General features: G+C 37.4%; 26 protein-coding genes. 25 read left to right on the top strand and 1 reads right to left on the bottom strand.

Annotated elements, in window-relative coordinates:
• Positions 1-264: 264 nt before the first annotated feature.
• The 4 genes from rsgA to spoVM all read left to right on the top strand — a co-directional run bounded on the left by rsgA (position 265) and on the right by spoVM (position 2,720).
• Positions 265-1,146, top strand: a complete 882-nt coding sequence (rsgA, locus tag FS802_RS15125) for a ribosome small subunit-dependent GTPase A (RefSeq protein WP_001113945.1) — start codon at positions 265-267, stop codon at positions 1,144-1,146.
• Between the two features lie 2 nt (positions 1,147-1,148).
• A complete protein-coding gene (gene rpe / locus FS802_RS15120) occupies positions 1,149-1,793 on the top strand; it encodes a ribulose-phosphate 3-epimerase (RefSeq protein ID WP_000589963.1) in 645 nt (214 codons plus the stop codon).
• Positions 1,794-1,892: 99 nt separating this feature from the next.
• Positions 1,893-2,573 (top strand): thiamine diphosphokinase, encoded by a 681-nt coding sequence (locus tag FS802_RS15115; protein WP_002096352.1) that lies wholly within the window; start codon positions 1,893-1,895, stop codon positions 2,571-2,573.
• Positions 2,574-2,639: 66 nt separating this feature from the next.
• Positions 2,640-2,720 (top strand): stage V sporulation protein SpoVM, encoded by an 81-nt coding sequence (gene spoVM / locus FS802_RS15110; protein WP_001213599.1) that lies wholly within the window; start codon positions 2,640-2,642, stop codon positions 2,718-2,720.
• Between the two features lie 73 nt (positions 2,721-2,793).
• Here spoVM and rpmB read toward each other — a convergent pair whose 3' ends face one another.
• Positions 2,794-2,982 carry a 50S ribosomal protein L28 gene (rpmB, locus tag FS802_RS15105; protein WP_000124776.1) on the bottom strand — a complete coding sequence of 63 codons (189 nt, stop codon included), beginning with the start codon at positions 2,980-2,982 and terminating at the stop codon, positions 2,794-2,796.
• Between the two features lie 375 nt (positions 2,983-3,357).
• Here rpmB and FS802_RS15100 point away from each other — a divergent pair, with 375 nt between their 5' ends.
• The 21 genes from FS802_RS15100 (at position 3,358) to FS802_RS15000 (ending at position 23,636) form a co-directional block, all read left to right on the top strand.
• Positions 3,358-3,720 (top strand): Asp23/Gls24 family envelope stress response protein, encoded by a 363-nt coding sequence (locus FS802_RS15100; protein WP_000021109.1) that lies wholly within the window; start codon positions 3,358-3,360, stop codon positions 3,718-3,720.
• Positions 3,721-3,742: 22 nt separating this feature from the next.
• Positions 3,743-5,419, top strand: a complete 1,677-nt coding sequence (locus FS802_RS15095) for a DAK2 domain-containing protein (RefSeq protein ID WP_098653377.1) — start codon at positions 3,743-3,745, stop codon at positions 5,417-5,419.
• A 283-nt stretch (positions 5,420-5,702) separates the two neighbouring features.
• A complete protein-coding gene (gene recG / locus FS802_RS15090) occupies positions 5,703-7,751 on the top strand; it encodes an ATP-dependent DNA helicase RecG (protein WP_144525157.1) in 2,049 nt (682 codons plus the stop codon).
• An 88-nt stretch (positions 7,752-7,839) separates the two neighbouring features.
• The gene (gene fapR / locus FS802_RS15085) at positions 7,840-8,433 is read left to right on the top strand and encodes a transcription factor FapR (protein ID WP_000747354.1); all 594 of its coding nucleotides are present in this window, start codon (positions 7,840-7,842) and stop codon (positions 8,431-8,433) included.
• On the top strand, positions 8,430-9,422 hold the full coding sequence (gene plsX / locus FS802_RS15080) for a phosphate acyltransferase PlsX (protein WP_000684108.1): 993 nt from the start codon (positions 8,430-8,432) through the stop codon (positions 9,420-9,422). Before fapR ends, plsX begins: the two co-directional genes overlap by 4 nt.
• Positions 9,423-9,436: 14 nt before the next feature.
• Positions 9,437-10,381: an ACP S-malonyltransferase gene (gene fabD / locus FS802_RS15075; RefSeq protein ID WP_000516945.1), complete on the top strand. Its 945-nt coding sequence runs from the start codon at positions 9,437-9,439 to the stop codon at positions 10,379-10,381.
• Positions 10,381-11,121, top strand: a complete 741-nt coding sequence (gene fabG, locus FS802_RS15070) for a 3-oxoacyl-[acyl-carrier-protein] reductase (RefSeq protein WP_098653378.1) — start codon at positions 10,381-10,383, stop codon at positions 11,119-11,121. Before fabD ends, fabG begins: the two co-directional genes overlap by 1 nt.
• A 69-nt stretch (positions 11,122-11,190) precedes the next feature.
• Positions 11,191-11,424 carry an acyl carrier protein gene (gene acpP / locus FS802_RS15065; protein WP_000786062.1) on the top strand — a complete coding sequence of 78 codons (234 nt, stop codon included), beginning with the start codon at positions 11,191-11,193 and terminating at the stop codon, positions 11,422-11,424.
• Between the two features lie 58 nt (positions 11,425-11,482).
• Positions 11,483-12,220 carry a ribonuclease III gene (rncS, locus tag FS802_RS15060; RefSeq protein ID WP_001146867.1) on the top strand — a complete coding sequence of 246 codons (738 nt, stop codon included), beginning with the start codon at positions 11,483-11,485 and terminating at the stop codon, positions 12,218-12,220.
• Between the two features lie 147 nt (positions 12,221-12,367).
• Positions 12,368-15,937 (top strand): chromosome segregation protein SMC, encoded by a 3,570-nt coding sequence (gene smc / locus FS802_RS15055; RefSeq protein WP_098653379.1) that lies wholly within the window; start codon positions 12,368-12,370, stop codon positions 15,935-15,937.
• Between the two features lie 15 nt (positions 15,938-15,952).
• Positions 15,953-16,942 (top strand): signal recognition particle-docking protein FtsY, encoded by a 990-nt coding sequence (ftsY, locus tag FS802_RS15050; protein WP_000007644.1) that lies wholly within the window; start codon positions 15,953-15,955, stop codon positions 16,940-16,942.
• A 133-nt stretch (positions 16,943-17,075) separates the two neighbouring features.
• Positions 17,076-17,408, top strand: a complete 333-nt coding sequence (locus FS802_RS15045; protein WP_000891061.1) for a putative DNA-binding protein — start codon at positions 17,076-17,078, stop codon at positions 17,406-17,408.
• 12 nt (positions 17,409-17,420) lie between these two features.
• Complete coding sequence (gene ffh, locus FS802_RS15040; protein WP_000863466.1) at positions 17,421-18,770, top strand: signal recognition particle protein; 1,350 nt, start codon at positions 17,421-17,423, stop codon at positions 18,768-18,770.
• Between the two features lie 100 nt (positions 18,771-18,870).
• Positions 18,871-19,143: a 30S ribosomal protein S16 gene (gene rpsP, locus FS802_RS15035; protein ID WP_000268750.1), complete on the top strand. Its 273-nt coding sequence runs from the start codon at positions 18,871-18,873 to the stop codon at positions 19,141-19,143.
• A 14-nt stretch (positions 19,144-19,157) separates the two neighbouring features.
• Complete coding sequence (locus tag FS802_RS15030; RefSeq protein ID WP_000737397.1) at positions 19,158-19,385, top strand: KH domain-containing protein; 228 nt, start codon at positions 19,158-19,160, stop codon at positions 19,383-19,385.
• A gap of 121 nt (positions 19,386-19,506) precedes the next feature.
• The gene (gene rimM, locus FS802_RS15025; RefSeq protein ID WP_000170282.1) at positions 19,507-20,022 is read left to right on the top strand and encodes a ribosome maturation factor RimM; all 516 of its coding nucleotides are present in this window, start codon (positions 19,507-19,509) and stop codon (positions 20,020-20,022) included.
• The gene (trmD, locus tag FS802_RS15020) at positions 20,022-20,756 is read left to right on the top strand and encodes a tRNA (guanosine(37)-N1)-methyltransferase TrmD (protein WP_070169093.1); all 735 of its coding nucleotides are present in this window, start codon (positions 20,022-20,024) and stop codon (positions 20,754-20,756) included. The genes rimM and trmD overlap by 1 nt, the downstream gene beginning before the upstream one ends.
• A gap of 146 nt (positions 20,757-20,902) precedes the next feature.
• Positions 20,903-21,247 carry a 50S ribosomal protein L19 gene (gene rplS / locus FS802_RS15015; protein ID WP_001186518.1) on the top strand — a complete coding sequence of 115 codons (345 nt, stop codon included), beginning with the start codon at positions 20,903-20,905 and terminating at the stop codon, positions 21,245-21,247.
• A gap of 101 nt (positions 21,248-21,348) precedes the next feature.
• A complete protein-coding gene (lepB, locus tag FS802_RS15010) occupies positions 21,349-21,900 on the top strand; it encodes a signal peptidase I (RefSeq protein ID WP_000711857.1) in 552 nt (183 codons plus the stop codon).
• A gap of 20 nt (positions 21,901-21,920) precedes the next feature.
• A complete protein-coding gene (gene ylqF, locus FS802_RS15005) occupies positions 21,921-22,811 on the top strand; it encodes a ribosome biogenesis GTPase YlqF (RefSeq protein WP_000236708.1) in 891 nt (296 codons plus the stop codon).
• A 51-nt stretch (positions 22,812-22,862) separates the two neighbouring features.
• Positions 22,863-23,636 (top strand): ribonuclease HII, encoded by a 774-nt coding sequence (locus tag FS802_RS15000; protein WP_001174728.1) that lies wholly within the window; start codon positions 22,863-22,865, stop codon positions 23,634-23,636.
• Positions 23,637-23,643 lie beyond the last annotated feature (7 nt).

Raw genomic sequence — 23,643 nt, 5'->3', positions numbered from 1 at the left:
GACTTCCATTTTCTTTCTAGAGGGGATGGAATGTATTACTCTTGCCTGTTATGCTGTCTACATATAGTGGACTGTATAACAGGCAAAAATATATGATTCAAAAAGCTATAAAAGTGATACTGTTATAAATAATATTTTAAATTTGATGGTAGATTAAATATATTAACTTGTATATATGACGGGTTTTGAAATAAGTATTTAAAGAATTTTAAACCATTTAATATTAATGACAGCTTCACTTTATACAAAATAAAGGAGAATTATATGCCAGAAGGAAAAATTGTAAAAGCTCTAAGTGGATTTTATTATGTGCAGCATGAAGAAGGGATTACACAATGCCGTGGGCGTGGTGTGTTCAGAAAAAATAAAATTACGCCACTGGTAGGAGACCAAGTTGTCTTTCAAGCAGATAATCCAACTGAAGGATATGTGCTTGAAGTATTTGATCGGAAAAATGAACTTGTTAGGCCTCCTATTGCTAATGTTGATCAAGCAATTCTCGTTTTCTCTGCAGTAGAACCAGATTTTAATCCGGGACTATTAGATCGATTTTTAGTGCTGATTGAATATCATAACATTAAGCCGATTATTTGCATTAGTAAGATGGATTTAGTGGATGAAAAAATGAGAGAGACTGTTGAATCTTATGCAAATGACTATCGTGAGATGGGATATGATGTATTATTTACTTCTATAAATACATCGGAAAGTATTGATATTTTAAAACCATTCTTAGAAGGTTGTATTTCTGTCGTTGCAGGGCAATCTGGTGTTGGAAAATCTTCTATGCTTAACGTTTTACGTCCAGAGTTAGAACTGAAAACGAATGATATTTCCTCGCATTTAGGACGCGGGAAACATACGACAAGACACGTGGAATTAATTGCGGTTGGAAGCGGACTAGTTGCAGATACACCTGGTTTTAGTTCACTTGATTTCATAGATATAGAGGTAGAAGATCTTACATATTGTTTTCCAGAGTTGAAAGAAGCGAGCCAATACTGTAAATTTAGAGGGTGTACACATCTTTCGGAACCGAAATGTGCTGTGAAGACAGCAGTTGAAGAAGGGAAGATTACAGAATATCGTTATAAAAATTACAAACAATTCGTAGAAGAAATTAGAGAGAGAAAGCCGAGGTATTAGTTATGATTAAAATTGCACCATCGATCTTATCAGCAGATTTTTCAAAATTAGGGGAAGAGATTAAAGATGTAGAAAAAGGCGGAGCGGATTACATTCACGTCGATGTAATGGATGGACATTTCGTACCAAATATTACGATTGGACCATTAATTGTAGAAGCTATCCGTCCAATTACATCTTTACCATTAGATGTACATTTAATGATTGAAAATCCTGATAACTATATCCCGACTTTCGCAAAAGCGGGAGCGGATATTATTACTGTTCATGTAGAGGCGTGCCCTCATTTGCATCGTACAATTCAGCTAATTAAGTCTCATGGCATTAAAGCGGGAGTTGTATTAAATCCGCATACGCCAGTTTCGACGATTGAGCATGTATTAGAAGATATCGATATGGTATTACTTATGACAGTAAACCCTGGATTTGGTGGACAGAAATTCATCCATTCTGTATTACCGAAAATTAAACAAGTGGCAGAAATGGTTAAAGAGCGCAATCTAGAAGTAGAAATTGAAGTTGATGGTGGTGTAAACACTGAAACAGCACGACTTTGTGTTGAAGCAGGAGCAAATGTACTTGTAGCTGGATCAGCAGTATACAATCAAAAAGACCGTGGTGAAGCAATTCGTGTCATTCGTGGATAATGAATGAACGAGTCTTTATCCTAGTGAAACTGCTAGTGTAGTAAGTTTTCACTATTTATAAAGGATAGAGAAAAAATATGTAAAAAGGCAATCTACCGAATGGCAGATTGCCTTTTTACAATAGAAGGGGAAGGAAACATGATTATTCATATTTTAGCGGGTGGACCTGCGGAATATTGTGCAGATTTTTCTCGATATGAAAATGAGAAAGTAGTGTGGGCGGCAGTTGATAGAGGAGTATATCGTCTATTAAAAGGAGGGATTACTCCAGCTGTTGCATTTGGAGATTACGATTCAGTTACTGAAGAGGAATTAGTATGGATGGGCCAGCAAACAAATGACTTACATATTGTTCCTCGTGAAAAAGATCAAACAGATTTAGAAATTGCGATTAACTGGGCGTTAGAAGAAAATCCGACATTGATTCGTATTTTTGGTGCCACCGGTGGAAGGCTGGATCACGGTTTAGCAAATATACAGATGCTTTTAAGAGGGTTAGAAGTAGGGATAGAAATGTGTATTGTAGACAATAAAAATGAAATAAGCGTGAAAAAAGTGGGTACACATATAATTGAAGAAAATAAAAATTTCCCTTATGTATCTTTTGTGCCGGTTACTGAAATAGTAGAAGGGATTACATTACTTGGTTTTAAGTATCCTCTAACTAATAAAACAATAGAATGGGGATCAACACTTTGTATTAGTAATGAACTCGTTGAGGAAAAAGGTACTTTTTCATTTACTTCTGGCATATTAATGGTGATAAGAAGCACTGATTAAAGAAACAATTTTGCTCCTTACATCATATAGTGAACAAGTGGAGTAATGGGGATTAGGAGGGAAACCATGAGATTTTATACAATTAAGTTACCTAAATTTCTTGGTGGAATTGTTCGTGCCATGTTAAATACCTTCAAAAAAGATTAAAAAAAGCACCTATTACCGGTGCTTTTTCCATTTTTATAGTAAAAAAAGAGCCTATCGGCTCTTTTTTTTATTATTAAACACGTTCGATTTTGCCAGATTTTAATGCTCTAGCAGAAACGTAAACACGTTGAACTTTTCCGTCGATGCGTACGCGAACTTTTTGAAGGTTAGCGCCCCATTTACGTTTTGTAGCGTTCATTGCGTGAGAACGAGAGTTACCAGAACGAGCTTTTCTTCCAGTGATAGCACAAACACGAGCCATTTATATTTCCCTCCCTTGATACCTTACCATACGTAATTTTTCAATGTTAGTCTTTTTTGCGATGCTAAAAACACTACTATAATTTAACACAACTAAAAAGAGAATGCAACACCGTAGAAAAAAGAAATCAAGAAAAATTACTTGACACCATATGTCGATGATGAAAAGTTGAAATCAAGAAAAATTACTTGACATATTATAGTGGTACATGTTGTATAATAACAATGGACTATTTTGCTCATCATAAAAAATGTGATTTAAAACATAAAATATGAGAGTGAAAAGAAAGAACGATGGAATTTTCTTTAAAAAGATTATATGATAGTAACTAAAGTAGTCTAGCTCACTTTCACCATTTATGAAGGGGGAAACGAGATGTCAATTGAAATTAAAACGAAGTATGGTCAAATTGATATTAGTACAGATGTAATTGCAACAATTGCTGGAGGTGCCGCAGTAGATTGCTACGGTATCGTAGGTATGGCATCAAAAAATCAGTTAAAAGATGGTTTAACAGACATTTTACGAAAAGAAAACTTCACTAGAGGTGTTATTGTTCGTAAAGATGAAGATGAAGTACATATTGATATGTATATTATTGTGAGCTATGGTACGAAAATTTCAGAAGTAGCACATAACGTGCAGACGAAAGTGAAATATACATTAGATCAAACTGTAGGACTAGCAGTAGATTCTGTAAACATCTACGTACAAGGAGTTAAAGTAATAAACTTGTAATGTGCATTAAGGAGGAAAATCTGTGTCAATTCAAAAAATTGATGGGAAACGTTTATCACAAATGATCATGCAAGGAGCGAATAATTTAACAAATAATGTTCAGCTTGTTGATGCATTAAACGTATTTCCAGTTCCAGATGGCGATACCGGTACGAACATGAACTTATCAATGACTTCAGGCGCACGTGAAGTGAAAGCAAATCCTTCACAGCATGCTGGTAAAGTCGGCGTAAGTTTAGCCAAAGGATTATTAATGGGAGCACGTGGTAACTCTGGAGTTATTTTATCTCAGTTGTTCCGTGGTTTCTCTAAATCCATTGAGCAAAAAGAAGAATTAACAACAGTTGATTTTGCTGCAGCTTTAGATGCTGGGGTAGAAGCGGCTTACAAAGCGGTTATGAAACCGATTGAAGGAACGATTTTAACGGTTGCAAGAGAAACGGGTAAATATGCAGTGACAGTTGCGAAAAAACAGCGCGACTTTGTTTTGTTTATGGAAGACGTTGTGAAAGAAGCGAATGCATCGTTAAATCGTACGCCGGATTTATTACCTGTATTAAAACAAGTTGGCGTTGTAGATAGCGGTGGTAAAGGTCTTGTTGTTGTATACGAAGGATTTTTAGCTGACTTAAAAGGAGAAACGATTTCTTCTAATGTGTCTGCCCAACCATCTATGAATGACATGGTACGCGCAGAACATCACCGTAGTGTACAAAGCCAATTGAGTACAGAAGATATTAAGTATGGATATTGTACGGAATTCATGGTGAAATTAGAGCCTGAAAAAATGAAAGAACATAATTTCTCTGAACAAAAGTTCCGTGAAGATATTAGTGTGTACGGAGATTCACTACTTGTTGTATCAGATGATGAGGTTGTTAAGGTTCATATTCATGCGGAACATCCTGGAGATCCTATGAATTATGGACAACGCTATGGTAGTTTAATTAAGATTAAAGTAGAAAATATGCGTGAACAGCATACTGCTTTATTAGATGAGCCTACTATTATGCCTGAGCCAACTAGCCAGTCTAAAGAGAAACAACCGTACGGTATCGTAACTGTTGCTATGGGATCTGGTATTAAAACTTTATTTGAGAGCATTGGCGCGACGAAAGTTATCGAAGGTGGCCAAACGATGAATCCAAGTACGGAGGATATTGTGAAGGCGATTGAAGAAGCGAATGCTGAAAAAATCATTATTTTACCGAACAACGGAAATATCGTGATGGCAGCAGAACAAGCAGCGTCAGTTGTGGATCAAGAAGTGATTGTAATTCGTTCAAAAACAGTTCCTCAAGGTATGGCTGCAATGTTAGCATTTAATCCAGTTGGAACGTTAGAAGAGAACGAAGAAAACATGAAAGAAGCATTATCTCATGTGAAAACCGGTCAAATTACGTATGCTGTACGTGATACGGAAATTGATGGTGTAGAGATTCAAAAAGATGATTTCATGTGTATTGCAGATGGAAAAATCGTATCAACAAATGCTGCAAAAGTAGGAGCTGCAAAGCAATTACTAGAAGCACTTATTGATGAAGATTCTGAAATTGTAACGATTCTACAAGGTGAAGATGCAACTGACGAAGAAGTAGCTGAGTTAGTTGCATTTGTAGAAGAGAATTTTGAAGATGCAGAAGTAGAAGTACATGCTGGAAACCAACCGGTGTATTCGTTCATCTTCTCTGTAGAATAAGAAAAAATTCGTTTTGAAAATAAATGGATTACTTACTTGCTAATGGATAAGAAGTAGTAATATGAAGTTTATTACTAGTTTTTATTCAAAAGGCTAGCATATTGAAGATAAAAAAGAGCCTTGCTGCTAATAGTGAGGCTCTTTTCTTTCGTATTGTTTATGAGGGATTTGAGTAGTTTCTCTAAGAATGCCTATGATAGAATATATAGGGTGAAAGAGAGCGATTAGAGATGTCAATAGTATGAATGAATCAAAGAAAATAATGTGACGGAGCGTGAGAATCTTGAATGAAGTTGTACAAGTTCCTGTTACGGATGTAAAGGGAATCGGAGGAGAAACATCTGAATTACTACACGAGATGGGGATTTATACAGTTTCTCATCTATTAGAACATTTTCCGTACCGTTATGAAGATTATGCGATGAAAGATCTTGCTGAAGTAAAGCATGATGAACGTGTAACAGTTGAGGGAAAGGTTCATAGTGCTCCTTTACTGCAATATTATGGGAAGAAGAAGTCGCGTCTTACGGTTCGTGTCCTCGTCGGTCGTTATTTAATTACAGCTGTATGCTTTAATAGGCCGTACTATAAGCAGAAGTTAAATTTAAATGAAACAGTAACGATTACTGGTAAATGGGATCAGCACCGTCAAACGATTGCGGTATCAGAGCTTCATTTTGGACCAGTTGTACGTCAACAAGAAGTAGAGCCTGTATACTCAGTGAAAGGGAAACTTACAGTAAAACAGATGCGCCGTTTTATTGCCCAAGCGTTCAAGGAGTATGGAGAATCTATAGTTGAAGTGTTACCTGATGGATTGCTAAGTCGATATAAATTATTGCCGCGTTATGAAGCACTTCGGGCGTTGCATTTTCCAGCAGGACAGGAAGATTTAAAACAAGCACGTCGCCGTTTTGTATATGAGGAGTTTTTCTTATTTCAGCTAAAAATGCAAACATTACGGAAAATGGAGAGGGAAAATTCGAAAGGGACGAAAAAAGAAATTCCTTCAGCAGAATTGCAAGAGTTTATTGATGCACTTCCGTTTCCATTAACTGGTGCACAGCGTCGGGTAGTAGATGAAATTATGAAAGATATGACATCTCCTTATCGGATGAATCGTCTGTTGCAAGGTGATGTAGGTTCTGGGAAAACAGTCGTTGCAGCGATTGGCCTTTATGCAGCGAAGTTAGCACATTATCAAGGTGCTTTAATGGTTCCTACAGAAATTTTAGCAGAGCAACATTATCAATCGCTTGCAGAGACGTTCTCACACTTTGGTATGAATGTTGAATTGTTAACCAGTTCTGTTAAAGGTGTAAGGCGTCGAGAGATTTTGGTAAAATTAGAACAAGGAGAAATAGATATCCTTGTTGGAACACATGCTTTAATTCAAGATGAAGTTATCTTTCATAGGTTAGGTCTCGTTATTACTGATGAACAACATCGATTTGGTGTAGCGCAGCGACGAGTTTTAAGGGAGAAAGGTGAAAGTCCGGATGTTTTATTTATGACGGCGACGCCAATTCCGCGTACGTTAGCAATTACTGCATTTGGAGAGATGGATGTTTCTATAATCGATGAGATGCCAGCTGGTAGAAAGGTAATTGAAACATACTGGGCAAAACATGATATGTTAGATCGAGTTCTCGGTTTTGTGGAGAAGGAGATAAAAAAAGGAAGACAAGCATATGTTATTTGTCCCCTTATTGAAGAATCTGAGAAACTTGATGTACAAAATGCGATTGACTTACATAGTATGCTGACTCATCATTATCAAGGGAAATGTCAAGTCGGATTAATGCATGGCAGACTCTCATCTCAAGAAAAAGAAGAGATAATGGGACAATTTAGTGAAAATAAAGTGCAAATTCTTGTGTCGACAACAGTTGTTGAAGTAGGTGTGAACGTACCGAATGCGACTGTAATGGTTATTTATGATGCAGAGCGTTTCGGTTTATCGCAGCTCCATCAGCTCAGGGGACGTGTTGGGCGTGGTAGTGAACAATCATATTGTTTATTAATTGCGGATCCAAAATCGGAAACGGGAAAAGAGCGAATGCGTATTATGACCGAAACGAATGATGGATTTGTATTGTCAGAAAAAGATTTAGAGTTAAGAGGTCCTGGAGATTTCTTTGGAAGTAAGCAAAGTGGTTTACCAGAATTCAAGGTTGCTGATATGGTACATGATTATCGAGCTTTAGAAACAGCTAGACAAGATGCGGCGTTACTAGTAGAATCAGAAGCGTTTTGGCATAATGATCAGTATGCTTCGCTGCGTACTTATCTTGACGGGACAGGTGTGTTCCAAGGAGAGAAGCTCGATTAAAGGGAGGCAACGAAAGTTTTTGTTGCATTCTACTTTTAATGATTATATACTACTGTTAGTACCTAGTCATAAAAATGGATGGTGCGGTATGAAAAAAAGAAGAAGTAAAAAAGAAAGACAAGAATTATTACAACAAACAATAGAAACGAATCCTTTTATTACGGATGAAGATTTAGCAGAAAAATTTCAAGTGAGTATACAAACCGTACGTCTTGACCGTATGGAATTATCTATTCCTGAATTAAGAGAAAGAATTAAACATGTAGCTACAAAGCAACATGAAGAAGATGTGAAATCTTTACCGTTAGAAGAGGTTGTCGGAGAAATTATCGATATAGAATTAGATAGACATGCGATTTCTATCTTTGAAGTGAAGGTAGAACACGTATTTAAAAGAAATCAGATTGCCCGTGGGCATCATTTGTTTGCACAAGCAAACTCACTAGCTGTTGCAGTTATTGATGAAGAATTAGCTTTAACTGCAAAGTCTACCATTCGATACATTCGTCCTGTAAAATTAGGAGAGCGTGTTGTTGCAAAAGTGCGCGTTGAAGATGTAGAGAATGATAAAGGACGGACCGTTGTCAAAGTGCGTAGCTTTGTTGGAGAAGAACTTGTTTTTACAGGCACTTTTGAAATGTATCGATCTAGTAATTATAGTGAGGAAGGTAACAACTTATGAAAATCGCAATAGATGCAATGGGCGGCGATCATGCTCCAAAGGCTGTCGTATTAGGAGCAATGAAAGCTATTAAGGAATATTCTGATTTACATATTACGTTAGTAGGGAAAGAAGAGGAAATTCGTCAATACTTAACGAGTGAAGAACGAATTACTATACTTCATACAGATGAAAAAATCGAATCGACAGATGAACCAGTAAGAGCGGTTCGTCGAAAAAAACAAGCCTCAATGGTACTAGCAGCGCAGCAAGTGAAAGACGGCGTAGCGGATGCTTGTATATCAGCTGGTAGTACAGGAGCTTTAATGGCGGCTGGATTGTTTGTTGTAGGTCGTATGGAAGGAATTGAGCGACCAGCTTTATCCCCTACAATGCCAACGGTTGATGGAGAAGGTTTTGTTATGTTAGATGTTGGAGCGAACGTTGATGCAAAACCAATTCATTTATATCAATATGCAGTAATGGGATCTGTATACGCTGAGAAAGTAAGAGGAATTAAAAATCCTCGCGTTGGACTTTTGAACGTTGGAACAGAGGATGGCAAAGGGAACGAGCTTTCAAAACAAGTCTTTGCAATGCTTAAGGATGCCCCAATTAATTTCGTTGGGAACGTTGAATCAAGAGATTTATTGCAAGGTGTAGCAGATGTTGTTGTATGTGATGGTTTTACAGGGAATGTAGCGTTAAAATCATTAGAAGGAACAGCACTTGCGTTATTTTCTATGTTAAAAGAGCAGTTAATGAGTTCGTTTACGAGCAAATTAGCAGCAGCGGTATTAAAGCCAAAACTTATGGTATTAAAAGATAAAATGGATTATTCGGAGTATGGAGGAGCTGCATTGTTTGGATTGAAAGCTCCTGTCATTAAGGCTCACGGTTCTTCCAATGACCAATCAATATTTAGTGCGATTCGTCAAACTAGAGAAATGGTAGCGAAAGAAGTTATTCCTACTATTTCAAGCGTAATGGAGAAAGAGCCACTCCAATAAGAGGAGGATTTGAAATGGGAAAACTAGCATTTCTTTTTCCGGGCCAAGGTTCACAGGCAGTTGGAATGGGTAAACAGTTAGCGGAGAATAATAAAGAGGTTGCAAATGTGTTCGCCAAAGCAGATGAGGTGTTGCAAGATTCACTTTCAGAAGTGATTTTTGAAGGGCCGCAGGAAAAGCTTACGTTAACGACAAATGCGCAGCCTGCCTTATTAACAACGAGTTTTGCTATTTTGACAGCTTTGAAAGAGTATGATATTACACCAGACTTTGTTGCAGGGCATAGTTTAGGTGAATATAGCGCTCTTGTAGCAGCGGGTGCAATAACTTTTGAAGACGCTGTATATGCTGTAAGAAAACGTGGGGAATATATGGAAGAAGCTGTTCCTGGCGGAGAAGGTGCAATGGCGGCTATTTTAGGTGCTGATCCACATATGCTGAAACAAGTTACAGAAGAAGTAACAAGTGAAGGATATGCAGTGCAAATCGCTAATATGAATAGTACGAAACAAATTGTGATTTCGGGAACAAAGCAAGGGGTCGAGATTGCTTCTCAAAGAGCGAAAGAAAATGGTGCAAAGAGAGCAATTCCGCTTAAGGTAAGTGGACCGTTCCACTCTTCGCTTATGAAGCCAGCAGCAGAGAAGTTCCAAAGTGTCTTAAATGAAATTACAATTCAAGATACGAATATTCCTGTTATCGCAAATGTAACAGCAGACGTTATTACAAGTGGTGCACATATTCAAGAGAAGCTAATTGAACAGCTCTATTCGCCTGTCTTATGGTACCCGTCCATTGAAAACATGGTGAATCAAGGGGTAGATACATTTATTGAGATTGGACCTGGGAAAGTACTTGCTGGACTTATGAAGTCAATTGATTCATCAGTGAAAGCATATGCGATATATGATGAAGAGACGTTAAAAGATACCATTTCAAATTTGAGAGGAGAAAACTGATGTTAAAAGGGAAAGTAGCATTAGTAACTGGCGCTTCACGTGGAATTGGTCGTGCGATTGCGATTGATTTAGCGAAACAAGGGGCAAATGTTGTAGTAAATTATGCTGGTAATGAGCAAAAGGCAAATGAAGTAGTTGATGAAATAAAGAAATTAGGTTCGGATGCAATTGCAGTAAGAGCAGATGTTGCAAATGCTGAAGACGTTACGAATATGGTGAAACAAACTGTAGATACATTTGGACAAGTTGATATTCTTGTAAATAATGCAGGTGTAACGAAAGATAATTTATTAATGCGTATGAAAGAAGAAGAATGGGATACAGTTATTAATACAAACCTAAAAGGTGTATTCTTATGTACGAAGGCAGTATCTCGATATATGATGCGTCAACGTCATGGACGTATTATTAATATCGCTTCTGTTGTTGGAGTAACAGGTAATCCAGGACAAGCAAACTATGTTGCTGCTAAAGCGGGTGTAATTGGATTAACAAAAACATCAGCAAAAGAGTTAGCGAGCCGTAATATTACTGTAAATGCAATTGCTCCTGGGTTTATTGCGACTGATATGACGGATGTATTAGATGAAAATATAAAAGTCGAAATGTTAAAGTTAATTCCTGCAGCTCAGTTTGGTGAAGCGCAAGATATCGCAAATACTGTAACGTTTTTTGCTTCTGATCAAAGCAAATATATTACAGGGCAAACGTTAAATGTTGATGGCGGAATGGTAATGTAATAAAAGAATCGATTTCAACTAGTTTTTTTGTCCAATATTTAATATAATATTTGAGGGGAGGTGAATGGAATGGCAGATGTTTTAGAGCGTGTAACAAAAATCATCGTTGATCGTTTAGGTGTAGAAGAAACTGAAGTAGTACCAGCTGCGAGCTTTAAAGAAGATTTAGGCGCAGACTCCCTAGATGTAGTAGAACTTGTAATGCAATTGGAAGATGAATTCGAAATGGAAATTTCTGATGAAGATGCTGAAAAGATTGCTACTGTTGGCGATGCTGTGACTTACATAGAGAGTCATCTATAATGCTTAAGTGAAGTCCCGTTTTTTAGCGGGGCTTCTCGGCTTATATCTGGAGGGACTTATGCCGTACCGAAAACATAGAGAAAAAAAATACGAAACAAAATATCGTGAAGCGTTTAAAGTATTTCAAGAAGAGATAGGTATTACGTTTTCAGATGAAAAATTATTGATTCAAGCATTTACGCATTCATCGTATGTGAATGAGCATCGAAAAAAACCGCATGAAGACAATGAGCGTCTCGAATTCCTTGGAGATGCAGTATTGGAACTTACTGTGTCGCAGTATCTGTTTCAAAAATATCCGACAATGAGCGAAGGAGAGTTAACAAAACTACGTGCAGCTATTGTATGTGAACCATCTCTTGTTCGTTTTGCAAACGAGTTGTCATTTGGTAGCCTTGTTTTATTAGGGAAAGGTGAAGAAATGACAGGTGGACGTGAACGACCAGCTTTATTAGCGGATGTCTTTGAAGCGTTTATTGGTGCCCTTTATCTTGATCAAGGGTTAGAAACAGTATGGGGATTCTTAAAAGAAATTGTATACCCTAAAATTAATGAAGGTGCTTTTTCTCATGTGATGGATTATAAGAGTCAATTACAAGAGTTGATTCAGCGTGATGGTAGTGGCAATATTGAGTATCAAATTTTGCAGGAAAAAGGACCGGCCCACAATCGAGAATTTGTGTCACGTGTTACGTTAAATAACGTGGCTTTAGGTCTTGGTAGTGGCAAGTCGAAAAAAGAAGCAGAGCAACAAGCTGCTGCAGAAGCATTGAAAAAATTAAAAGAACAACTATAAGGAATCCCCCTTTGAATGAGGGGGATTCCTTATGCATAGAATGAAACTTTCTTTTTGTTTGTGAATAAAGGGAAGGGAAACCCGTATAATAGCTTGTTTTTGTATAGACAACAGTTATAACAACGGAGAATAGGAGGAAGGCCTTTCGTGTTTTTAAAAAGATTAGAAATAGCAGGGTTTAAGTCTTTTGCTGAGCGTGTATCTGTTGATTTTGTCCCAGGTGTAACTTCCGTAGTAGGACCTAATGGAAGTGGGAAAAGTAATATTACTGATGCGATTCGCTGGGTACTTGGTGAACAATCTGCAAAATCATTACGTGGTGCAAAGATGGAGGATATTATTTTTGCAGGCAGTGATACGAGAAGAGCAGTTAATGTTGCTGAAGTAACAATAACTTTAAATAATGAAGATCAACGTTTACCGATTGAATATAATGAGGTGTGTGTAACGCGTCGTGTATCTCGTTCTGGTGATAGTGATTTTTATATTAATAAACAATCATGTAGATTGAAAGATATTATCGATTTATTTATGGACTCTGGTATGGGAAGAGAAGCTTTTTCGATTATTAGCCAGGGGAAAGTTGAAGAGATTTTAAGTAGTAAATCAGAAGAACGTCGTGGTGTATTTGAAGAAGCTGCGGGAGTGCTGAAATACAAACTTCGTAAAAAGAAAGCTGAAGTGAAATTAGCAGACACACAAGAAAACTTAAATCGTGTACAAGATATCATTCACGAATTAAGTAGTCAAGTAGAACCTTTAGAAAGACAAGCTTCTATTGCGAAAGATTATCTCGAGAAAAAAGAAGAATTAGAGAAAGTAGAAGCGGCGCTTATTGTACATGAAATTGAAGAATTACATGAGAAATGGGAAGCGCTTCGAAATCAGTTTGGGCATAATAAAAACGAAGAAGCTAAAATGTCAACGCATTTACAAAAAGGTGAAGAAGAGCTTGAGGAATTACGAGGACAATTACAAGCAGTAGATGAGTCTGTAGATTCCTTACAAGAAGTACTGCTTCTTTCTAGTAAAGAGCTAGAAAAATTAGAAGGACAGCGTGAGTTATTAAAAGAGAGAAAACAAAATGCAACGACGCATTGTGCACAACTCGAACAGTTAATTGTTGAATTAACAGAGAAAGCTACAAGTTATGATGGTGAAATTGAATCCAGTACAGAAGTGTTGATGCAATTTGTAAATCAAGTAAAAGAGTTGGAGACAAAATTGCATGATAATGAGCTACTGCTTGCAACTTTTGCTGACAATTTAGAGGAACAAATTGAGAATTTAAAAGGTGACTATATTGAACTTTTAAATCAACAAGCTAGTCATCGTAATGAGTTATCTATGATTGAAGAACAATCTAAACAACAAAACTCAAAAAATGAACGCCTCGATGAAGAAAATGCGAAATATGTAGAAATACGCATGGAAATTACAGCGAAAAAGACGAAACTTGTGGAAAGTTATGAACAAGTGAAAGAAAAAGTCGCTGGTATTCTTTCGAATATACAAAAGACAGAAGCGGCACTTGGGAAATGCAAGACGCAGTACAGTGAAAATGAAACAAAACTGTATCAAGCGTATCAATTTGTACAACAGGCACGTTCTCGAAAAGAAATGCTAGAAGAGATGCAAGAGGATTACTCTGGTTTCTATCAAGGGGTACGTGAAGTATTAAAAGCTAGAGAAGATAGGTTGCAAGGTATCGAGGGTGCTGTTGCAGAACTGCTAACGGTACCGAAAGAATATGAAATTGCAATGGAAATTGCTCTAGGTGCAGCGATGCAGCATATTGTCGTACAAAAAGAAGAACATGCTCGTAATGCAATTACGTTTTTAAAACAAAATAAACATGGACGAGCAACGTTTTTACCGCAAGCTGTTATTAAAAGTAGATCGTTATCATTTGAACAATTACGTATTGTAAATCAACACCCATCGTTTGTAGGTGTGGCGGCAGAACTTGTGCAATATAACAATAAATATGAAAATGTAGTTTCAAATTTATTAGGTACTGTTATTGTTGCGAAAGATTTACGTGGGGCGAATGAGTTGGCGAAACAACTGCAATACCGTTATCGCATTGTAACAATCGAAGGTGATGTAGTGAACCCCGGTGGTTCTATGACTGGTGGAGCGGTAAAACAGGCGAAATCTTCTTTATTAGGACGTCAACGTGAGCTAGAAGAGTGGACGAACAAGTTAACTGATATGGAAGAAAAAACGACAAAGTTAGAAAACTTTGTTAAAGCAGTAAAGCAAGAGATTCAAGAAAAAGAAGTGAAAATACGGGAACTAAGGCAAAGTGTAGAAGCAGAGCGTGTAGATGAACAGAAATTAAGAGAAGAAATTAGTCGCTTAGAATTAGAAGAACATCGTATTAATGATCGTTTATCTATTTACGATTTAGAGATTGAAGGATTCTTACAAGATCAAGTGAAAATACAGGGACGTAAAGAAGAGCTAGAAAAGATTTTAGCAATGCTTCAAGCGGAGATTACGGAATTAGATAGCAAAATTGTCGCTTTAACAAAACAAAAAAGTGAGCAGCATTCTTCGAAAGAAAAAGTGCAAAAAGAAATGACTGAGTTAAAAGTGTTAGCGGCTGAAAAGCAACAACGCTTATCTAATCAAAAAGAAAAAGTTGAACGATTGACGAAGGAAAAAGAAGAAACGGATGCAACGCTTGTCAAAACGAAAGAGGATTTAGCATTCTTAAAACAAGAAATGACCTCTAATTCAAGTGGTGAAGAACAGATTACGAATATGATTGAGAAGAAAGCATATGATCGTAATCAAACTTCAGAGTTAATTCGCTCTCGTCGTGAACAACGCGTATCGTTACAAGAGAGAGTAGAACATTTAGAACGTAATCTGAAAGAAACAACAGGTAAACATAAATACATTCTTGAGATGCTGAAAAATCAAGAAGTAAAAATAAACCGACTTGATGTAGAGTTAGAAAATAGATTACAACATTTACGTGAAACATATACGATTTCATTTGAAGCAGCAAAACTGAAGTATACAATGATGATGCCTGCAGAGGATGCACGTAAAAAGGTGAAACTAATTAAATTATCCATCGAAGAGCTAGGCACAGTGAACTTAGGGGCAATTGAAGAGTATGAGCGTGTAGCAGAGCGTCATACATTCTTACTAGAGCAAAAAGATGACCTAGAAGAAGCGAAAGCGACATTGCACCAACTTATTACTGAAATGGATGAAGAAATGAAAAAACGTTTTTCTACTACGTTTGAAGGAATTCGAATGGAGTTTCAATCGGTATTCTCTGAATTATTTGGAGGCGGTAGAGCGGATTTAGTCATGACGAATCCAGAGGACTTATTAAATACTGGTATTGATATTGTAGCGCAACCGCCAGGGAAGAAACTGCAAAACTTAGGTTTACTTTCTGGTGGGGAGCGTGCTTTAACAGCAATTGCGCTGTTATTCGGTATTTTAAAAGTGCGCCCAGTCCCATTCTGTGTATTAGATGAGGTAGAGGCGGCTCTTGATGAGGCGAATGTTGCCCGTTTTGCGCAGTATTTAAAGAGATTTAGTGATGAGACACAGTTTATTGTCATTACACATAGAAAAGGTACAATGGAAGAGTCTGACGTATTGTACGGTGTAACAATGCAAGAGTCAGGGGTATCTAAACTTGTTTCGGTTCGTTTAGATGATGGAGAAGAACTAGTTGCAAGTAATTAGGAAGGATGGGACAGTATGAGTTTTTTTAAAAAATTAAAAGAAAAAATTTCAAAACAAACAGATACGGTAACAGAGAAATTTAAACATGGATTAGAAAAAACGAGAAATTCGTTTGCAGATAAAGTAAATGATTTAGTTTATCGTTATCGTAAAGTAGATGAAGATTTCTTTGAGGAATTAGAAGAAATTTTAATTGGTGCAGATGTCGGAGTTTCGACGGTAATGGAATTAATTGATCAATTGAAAGAAGAAGTGCAACGTCGTAACATCCAAGATCCAAAAGAAGTACAAGCTGTTATTTCAGAAAAGTTAGTAGGAATTTACAAAGGCGACAGTGAGTTTAGTAACGAAATTAATATGCAAGAGGATCAATTAACAGTTGTTTTATTTGTCGGTGTTAACGGCGTAGGGAAAACGACGACGATTGGTAAACTAGCACATAAATTCAAATCAGAAGGTAAGTCTGTCCTATTGGCGGCAGGAGATACATTCCGCGCAGGAGCGATTGAACAATTAGAAGTATGGGGCGATCGCGTTGGTGTAGAAGTGATTAAACAAGGGTCAGGATCTGATCCAGCGGCGGTTATGTATGACGCTGTACAAGCCGCGAAAGCACGTAAAGTAGACGTATTACTATGTGACACAGCAGGACGCTTACAAAATAAAGTAAACTTAATGAAAGAGTTAGAGAAAGTGAAGCGTGTAATTGAGCGTGAAGTACCGGGGGCTCCTCACGAAGTATTACTTGTTATTGATGCAACAACAGGACAAAACGGTTTAAGTCAAGCGAAGACATTCCGTGAAGCAACGAATGTTACTGGTATTGTTTTAACGAAGTTAGATGGAACTGCTAAAGGTGGTATTGTATTAGCGATTCGTAACGAAATGGATGTACCGGTGAAATTCGTTGGATTAGGAGAGCAAATGGATGACTTACAGCAGTTTGATCCAGAACAATATGTGTATGGTTTATTTGCGAACTTAGTAGAAACAGAAGAAGTGTAAGTGAAAGAAGCGGTATTTTCCGCTTCTTTTTCTATAAAAATATGTGATGTTAAGAAAAAAACTTGACACTCTTTTGTACTCCATGTAAACTAATTCATGTAAAGGGAAATCACTTAACAAAGGATGATCCAACATGCTCGAGAAAACAACGAGAATGAACTATTTATTTGATTTTTATCAATCGTTGTTAACGCAAAAACAAAGAAGTTATATGTCGCTTTATTATCTAGATGATTTATCTCTTGGTGAAATTGCGGAAGAATTTGATGTAAGTCGCCAAGCCGTGTATGATAACATTAAACGGACTGAAGCGATGCTTGAAGAATATGAAGATAAATTAGTATTACTTCAAAAGTTTCAAGAGCGACAGCGACTTGTTGCAAAGCTAAAACAGCTAATCAGCGAAGAAGAGCATGTGAATGAAGAAATGAAACAAGTTGTTGAAGCTATCGAAAAATTAGATTAGGAGGGCGGCAATATGGCATTTGAAGGATTAGCCGACCGACTTCAACAGACAATGCAAAAAATCCGCGGCAAAGGAAAAGTTTCTGAAGCCGATGTGAAAGAAATGATGAGAGAAGTTCGTCTAGCTCTTTTAGAAGCGGACGTTAACTTTAAAGTAGTAAAAGATTTTGTAAAGCGTGTGTCTGAACGTGCTGTCGGACAAGATGTAATGACAAGTTTGACACCTGGACAACAAGTAATTAAAGTTGTACAGGAAGAACTTACAGAACTTATGGGCGGAGAGCAAAGCAAAATTGCTGTTGCTAATAGGCCACCGACTGTTATAATGATGGTTGGTCTGCAAGGTGCGGGTAAAACAACGACGACAGGTAAGCTTGCGAATTTGCTTCGTAAAAAGCATAATCGTAAACCAATGCTTGTTGCAGCGGATATTTACCGTCCAGCAGCGATTAAACAGCTTGAAACATTAGGGAAGCAATTGGACATGCCTGTATTCTCTTTAGGAGATCAAGTAAGTCCTGTTGAAATTGCGAAACAAGCGATTGCAAAAGCAAAAGAAGATCATCACGATTATGTTTTAATTGATACAGCAGGTCGCCTGCATATTGATGAAGAACTAATGGATGAATTAGCGAAAGTGAAAGAAGTTGCGAAACCGGATGAAATTTTCCTTGTTGTCGATGCGATGACGGGACAAGACGCGGTAAATGTTGCACAAAGTTTCCATGAACAGTTAGGTTTAACAGGTGTTGTATTAACGAAATTAGATGGTGATACGCGCGGTGGTGCGGCATTATCTATTAAGGCGGTAACAAATACACCGATTAAATTTGCTGGTATGGGTGAAAAACTAGATGCGATTGAAGCGTTCCATCCAGAGCGTATGGCATCCCGTATTTTAGGGATGGGAGACGTCTTAACATTAATTGAAAAAGCGCAAGCTACAGTTGATGAAGAGAAAGCAAAAGAACTTGAGCAAAAAATGCGTACGCTTTCGTTTACGCTTGACGATTTCCTAGAACAGCTTGGACAAGTGCGTCAACTTGGACCGCTTGATGAATTGTTAGGAATGCTTCCTGGTGCAAATAAAATTAAAGGGCTGAAAAATGCGCAAGTTGATGAAAAACAAATTGGGCATATTGAGGCAATTATTCGTTCTATGACTAAATTAGAGCGAGAACAACCGGAAATAATCAATGCTAGTCGCAAAAAGCGCATTGCCAAAGGTAGCGGTACAACGGTACAAGAGATCAATCGTTTAATCAAGCAATTTGATGATATGAAAAAGATGATGAAAACGATGACGGGAATGCAAAAAGGTAAGAAAAAAGGACTAGGTGGATTGAAGTTTCCATTCATGTAAGGAAAAAAGATGGCTCTGTTAAGAAAAAATACTTTACAAAGCAATAGTCTTTTTGCTAATATAATTATCTGTGTGAAATAAATTCGGAGGTGCTTTATAAATGGCAGTTAAAATTCGTTTAAAACGTATGGGAGCTAAAAAAACTCCTTTCTATCGTGTAGTTGTTGCAGATTCTCGTTCTCCTCGTGACGGACGTTTCATTGAGGAAATCGGTACTTACAATCCGGTTGCTCAACCAGCTGAAGTTAAGATCAACGAAGAAGCAGCATTAAAATGGTTAGGAAATGGTGCTAAACCATCTGATACAGTTCGTAACTTATTCTCTAACCAAGGTATCATGGAGAAATTCCACTTATCTAAACAAGGTAAGTAATTGAGGCAATGACTATGAAGAAGTTAGTCGAGACGATTGTCAAGCCTCTTGTCGATCATCCTGAAGATGTAAAAGTTACACAGGAACTTTACAACGGAGAGATAAAGTATCGATTAACTGTACATCCTGAGGATGTTGGAAAAGTCATTGGAAAGCAAGGGAAAGTTGCGAAAGCAATTCGAATGCTCTTGTATTCAGTGGGACATCATAATGATGAAAAAGTAACACTGGAAATTCAATAAACGTAAAAAGGGCGAGGAGTTATTTCCTCTCCCTTTTTTAACATTTAAAGAGAAGTTGCATGTTCCATATGTGAAATGGAGATGCTTAATTTATATAGAAACCAGGGGTGACATACTATTTATGACAAAATGGTTTAACGTAGGGAAAATTGTAAATACTCATGGCGTAAGAGGAGAAATTCGTGTTATTTCTCGTACTGATTTTCCAGAAGAGCGATATAAAGTAGGAAACACGTTATACATAAGTAATGAGAAAAGTACAGACTACCTTCCAGTGAAAGTAACTTCTCATCGTCAACATAAGACATTTGATCTATTAACATTTGAAGGATACAACAATGTAGATGAAGCAGAGAAGTTTAAAGGTTCTTTAATAAAAGTACCAGAAGAGCAGTTAGGTGAACTAGCTGAAGGTGAATACTACTACCATGAAATTATTGGTTGCAGTGTTGTAACGGAAGAAGGAGAAGCGTTAGGAACAATAAAAGAAATTTTATCTCCTGGTGCAAATGATGTTTGGGTAATTAAACGTCCAAAAGGTCAAGATCTATTAATTCCTTATATTGATGATGTTGTACTTCAAGTTAACATTGAGAATAAATTAGTAACCATTCATGTAATGGAAGGGCTATTATAATGAAAATTGACATTTTAACATTGTTTCCAGATATGTTTACGGGTGTGTTTGGATCTTCAATTTTAAAGAAAGCACAAGAAAAAGAAGCGGTAGAGCTTCGTGTTGTCAATTTCCGCGATTATACAACGAGTAAGCATAATAGCGTAGATGATTATCCGTATGGTGGTGGCGCTGGGATGGTATTAACCCCCCAGCCTATCTTTGATGCAGTGGAAGAGTTAACGAAGGAAACAGACCGTAAACCGAGAGTTGTCCTAATGTGTCCACAAGGAGAGCGTTTTACGCAGAAGAAGGCAGAAGAACTTGCTAAAGAAGAGCATGTTATTTTTGTGTGTGGTCATTATGAAGGGTACGATGAACGAATTCGTGAGCATCTCGTAACGGATGAGATTTCTATCGGTGACTACGTATTAACTGGCGGAGAGTTAGCTTCTATGGTTATTACGGATAGTGTCGTGCGTCTCCTCCCGGGAGTGCTAGGAAATCATGCTTCACAAGTCGAGGATTCGTTTAGTACAGGTTTATTAGAACATCCTCATTATACACGTCCAGCTGATTTTCGTGGTATGAAGGTACCGAATGTACTAATGTCAGGAAATCATAAAAATATTGATGAATGGCGACACAAAGAATCACTACGTCGTACGTACACGCGTAGACCGGATTTACTGGAAGAACGAGAATTATCTAAGCAAGAAGCGAAATGGCTAGAACAGATTAAAGAAGACAAGTAAGGGCTTGATATATTTTCTATTGCAACAGTCCTAGCAATATGCTATTATAACACTTGTGCTACTGAAATCAGTGGCCGTATTAACGATGTTCCGCTGTAATTTATTAAGACTTTATAAGAGCATCTGTTTAAAGGAGAGAATTTAATATGCAACAATTAATCGCAGAAATTACTCAAGGCCAATTAAAAACTGACCTTCCTTCATTCCGTCCTGGAGACACTTTACGTGTACACGTAAAAGTAGTTGAGGGAACTCGTGAAAGAATTCAGCTTTTCGAAGGTGTTGTAATTAAACGTCGTGGTGGCGGAATCAGTGAAACATTCACAGTTCGTAAGATTTCTTACGGTGTAGGTGTTGAGCGTACATTCCCAGTTCACACGCCAAGAATCGCGAAACTTGAAGTACTTCGCCGTGGTAAAGTACGTCGTGCTAAGTTATACTACTTACGTAACCTTCGCGGTAAAAAAGCACGTATTAAAGAAATTCGATAAGACATGTATGGGAGCTTGTAAATACACAAGCTCCCTTTTTCCAATCTATATAAAATTTTGATATAATACGAGCAGCTTACATAATCGTGGAGGGGAAATGCATGAAGAAAGAAAAGAGTTCACTTTGGGAATGGATCAAAGCAATTTTGATTGCTGTTGTATTAGCGGGTGTTATTAGACAGTTTTTCTTTGCTCCAATTCTCGTAGATGGAGTATCGATGGCGTCTACTTTACATGATCGCGATCGAATGATTGTCAATAAAATTGGTTATCACATAGGAGATCCGAAACGATTTGATATTATCGTATTCCGAGCGACGGAAGATAAAGATTATATTAAGCGCATTATCGGCCTGCCAGGCGATGAAATAGAGTATCGTAATGATAAACTATATGTTAACGGAAAGGCTTATGAGGAGCCGTATTTAGACAAGCAAAAAAAACAAATTGCTGACGGACCGCTTACATATGATTTTACTCTTGAAGAAATGACAGGGAAGAAAACTGTTCCAGAAGGTCAATTATTTGTTTTAGGCGATAATCGTCGTTTTAGTAAAGATAGCCGTTCGATTGGTACAATTTCAATGGACCAAGTGATTGGAAAAGCAAATATACTATATTGGCCGTTAAAAGATGCTCGTATTGTGAAATAAAAGAAAAAGAAGGTGGCAACATGGTAATTCAATGGTTCCCGGGACATATGGCAAAGGCTAGACGCCAAGTAACAGAAAAATTAAAGTTAATTGATGTTGTAATTGAGCTTGTAGATGCTCGATTACCTTTATCTTCTCGAAATCCAATGATCGATGAGATTATTACACATAAGCCGAGGCTTGTTGTTTTAAATAAAGCGGATATGGCAGATGATCGTTTAACAAAGCAATGGATCGCATATTTTAAAGAAAAAGGCCAGATGGCAATTTCAATTAACGCACAAGCTGGACAAGGTATGAAAGAAATTGCAGCGGCTTGTAAAGTGTTGGTGAAAGAAAAATTTGATAAAATGGTTGCAAAAGGTATTAGACCGAGAGCGATTCGTGCATTAATTGTAGGTATACCGAATGTTGGTAAATCTACGTTAATTAATAAGTTGGCGAAGAAAAATATTGCTAAAACAGGAGATCGTCCTGGTGTGACAACAGCTCAACAATGGATTAAAGTTGGGAAGGAAATGGAACTGTTAGATACACCCGGTATTTTATGGCCTAAATTTGAAGATCAATTAGTGGGTCTTCGTTTAGCGACAACGGGCGCAATTAAAGATTCAATTTTAAATTTACAAGATGTTGCTGTTTACGCTTTACGTTTTATGGAAAAACATTATCCAGAACGTTTGAAAGATCGATATAATTTAAATGAAATTCCAGAAGATATTGTGGAGTTATTCGATGCAATTGGAAAAAATAGAGGCTGTTTAATGGGCGGCGGAATGATTGATTATGATAAAACATCTGAGCTTATACTTCGTGAGCTTCGTGGTGGAAAACTTGGGAAAATGACGTTTGAAACACCTGAAGAGTTTGCGGAGCAGACAGAAGATGCAGAAAAAGTAGAAGAAGTATAAGACGTGCGTTTGTACGTCTTTTCTTTTTTGTATATAAAGGGAGTGGCATGAATGCAAAAAGTGACTATTCAAGAAGCGGAACGTTTACTGCATGAAATAATGAGTGAAGAAGATGACCGCTTCCAAATATTAATGAAAGACGAGCGAAAAGGAATACAAAAGCTCATTTTGAAGTGGCATAAACAAAAAGAGTTAACGCAGAAAGAAAAAGAAAAGTTTTTCGAAATGTCCAAGTACGAGATTGCATTACGTGAAAAAGGGCTCACACTTATCGCGGGTATAGATGAAGTAGGGCGTGGGCCGCTAGCTGGGCCTGTCGTGACGGCAGCTGTTGTCCTTCCGGAAGATTTTTATATTCCAGGGTTAAATGACTCGAAAAAGCTGAGTGAGGCGAAGCGAGAGCGTTTTTATGATGAAATTAAAGCGCAAGCAATTGCAATTGGAGTTGGAATTGTATCACCACAAATGATTGATGAGATAAATATTTATCAAGCGACGAAACAAGCGATGTTAGATGCTGTCGCGAATTTATCTTGTGCACCAGAACATTTATTAATTGATGCGATGAAACTTCCTACACCAATTCCGCAAACATCCATTATTAAAGGTGATGCGAAAAGTATTTCTATTTCAGCTGCATCCATTATTGCGAAAGTAACGAGAGATCGTATGATGAAAGAGCTTGGAGAAAAGTATCCTGCATATGGATTTGAACAACATATGGGATATGGCACAAAACAACATTTAGAAGCGATTGAAGCGCATGGAGTATTAGAAGAACATCGCAAATCGTTTGCACCAATTAAAGATACGATTCAAAAATAAGCTGCGA

It is taken from the genome of Bacillus sp. DE0042, from assembly GCF_007680225.1.
Classification (GTDB): Bacteria; Bacillota; Bacilli; order Bacillales; family Bacillaceae_G; genus Bacillus_A; species Bacillus_A wiedmannii.
This window is presented reverse-complemented; position numbering and strand designations above follow the sequence as displayed.

What these genes read in the sequence shown, in the direction of transcription:
- rsgA (WP_001113945.1), top strand. Translation starts at nt 265, where the DNA reads ATGCCAGAAGGAAAAATTGTAAAAGCTCTAAGTGGATTTTATTATGTG.
- rpe (WP_000589963.1), top strand. Translation starts at nt 1,149, where the DNA reads ATGATTAAAATTGCACCATCGATCTTATCAGCAGATTTTTCAAAATTA.
- FS802_RS15115 (WP_002096352.1), top strand. Translation starts at nt 1,893, where the DNA reads ATGGCAGATTGCCTTTTTACAATAGAAGGGGAAGGAAACATGATTATT.
- spoVM (WP_001213599.1), top strand. Translation starts at nt 2,640, where the DNA reads ATGAGATTTTATACAATTAAGTTACCTAAATTTCTTGGTGGAATTGTT.
- rpmB (WP_000124776.1), bottom strand. Translation starts at nt 2,982, where the DNA reads ATGGCTCGTGTTTGTGCTATCACTGGAAGAAAAGCTCGTTCTGGTAAC.
- FS802_RS15100 (WP_000021109.1), top strand. Translation starts at nt 3,358, where the DNA reads ATGTCAATTGAAATTAAAACGAAGTATGGTCAAATTGATATTAGTACA.
- fapR (WP_000747354.1), top strand. Translation starts at nt 7,840, where the DNA reads ATGAAAAAAAGAAGAAGTAAAAAAGAAAGACAAGAATTATTACAACAA.
- plsX (WP_000684108.1), top strand. Translation starts at nt 8,430, where the DNA reads ATGAAAATCGCAATAGATGCAATGGGCGGCGATCATGCTCCAAAGGCT.
- fabD (WP_000516945.1), top strand. Translation starts at nt 9,437, where the DNA reads ATGGGAAAACTAGCATTTCTTTTTCCGGGCCAAGGTTCACAGGCAGTT.
- fabG (WP_098653378.1), top strand. Translation starts at nt 10,381, where the DNA reads ATGTTAAAAGGGAAAGTAGCATTAGTAACTGGCGCTTCACGTGGAATT.
- acpP (WP_000786062.1), top strand. Translation starts at nt 11,191, where the DNA reads ATGGCAGATGTTTTAGAGCGTGTAACAAAAATCATCGTTGATCGTTTA.
- rncS (WP_001146867.1), top strand. Translation starts at nt 11,483, where the DNA reads ATGCCGTACCGAAAACATAGAGAAAAAAAATACGAAACAAAATATCGT.
- ftsY (WP_000007644.1), top strand. Translation starts at nt 15,953, where the DNA reads ATGAGTTTTTTTAAAAAATTAAAAGAAAAAATTTCAAAACAAACAGAT.
- FS802_RS15045 (WP_000891061.1), top strand. Translation starts at nt 17,076, where the DNA reads ATGCTCGAGAAAACAACGAGAATGAACTATTTATTTGATTTTTATCAA.
- ffh (WP_000863466.1), top strand. Translation starts at nt 17,421, where the DNA reads ATGGCATTTGAAGGATTAGCCGACCGACTTCAACAGACAATGCAAAAA.
- rpsP (WP_000268750.1), top strand. Translation starts at nt 18,871, where the DNA reads ATGGCAGTTAAAATTCGTTTAAAACGTATGGGAGCTAAAAAAACTCCT.
- FS802_RS15030 (WP_000737397.1), top strand. Translation starts at nt 19,158, where the DNA reads ATGAAGAAGTTAGTCGAGACGATTGTCAAGCCTCTTGTCGATCATCCT.
- rimM (WP_000170282.1), top strand. Translation starts at nt 19,507, where the DNA reads ATGACAAAATGGTTTAACGTAGGGAAAATTGTAAATACTCATGGCGTA.
- trmD (WP_070169093.1), top strand. Translation starts at nt 20,022, where the DNA reads ATGAAAATTGACATTTTAACATTGTTTCCAGATATGTTTACGGGTGTG.
- rplS (WP_001186518.1), top strand. Translation starts at nt 20,903, where the DNA reads ATGCAACAATTAATCGCAGAAATTACTCAAGGCCAATTAAAAACTGAC.
- lepB (WP_000711857.1), top strand. Translation starts at nt 21,349, where the DNA reads ATGAAGAAAGAAAAGAGTTCACTTTGGGAATGGATCAAAGCAATTTTG.
- ylqF (WP_000236708.1), top strand. Translation starts at nt 21,921, where the DNA reads ATGGTAATTCAATGGTTCCCGGGACATATGGCAAAGGCTAGACGCCAA.
- FS802_RS15000 (WP_001174728.1), top strand. Translation starts at nt 22,863, where the DNA reads ATGCAAAAAGTGACTATTCAAGAAGCGGAACGTTTACTGCATGAAATA.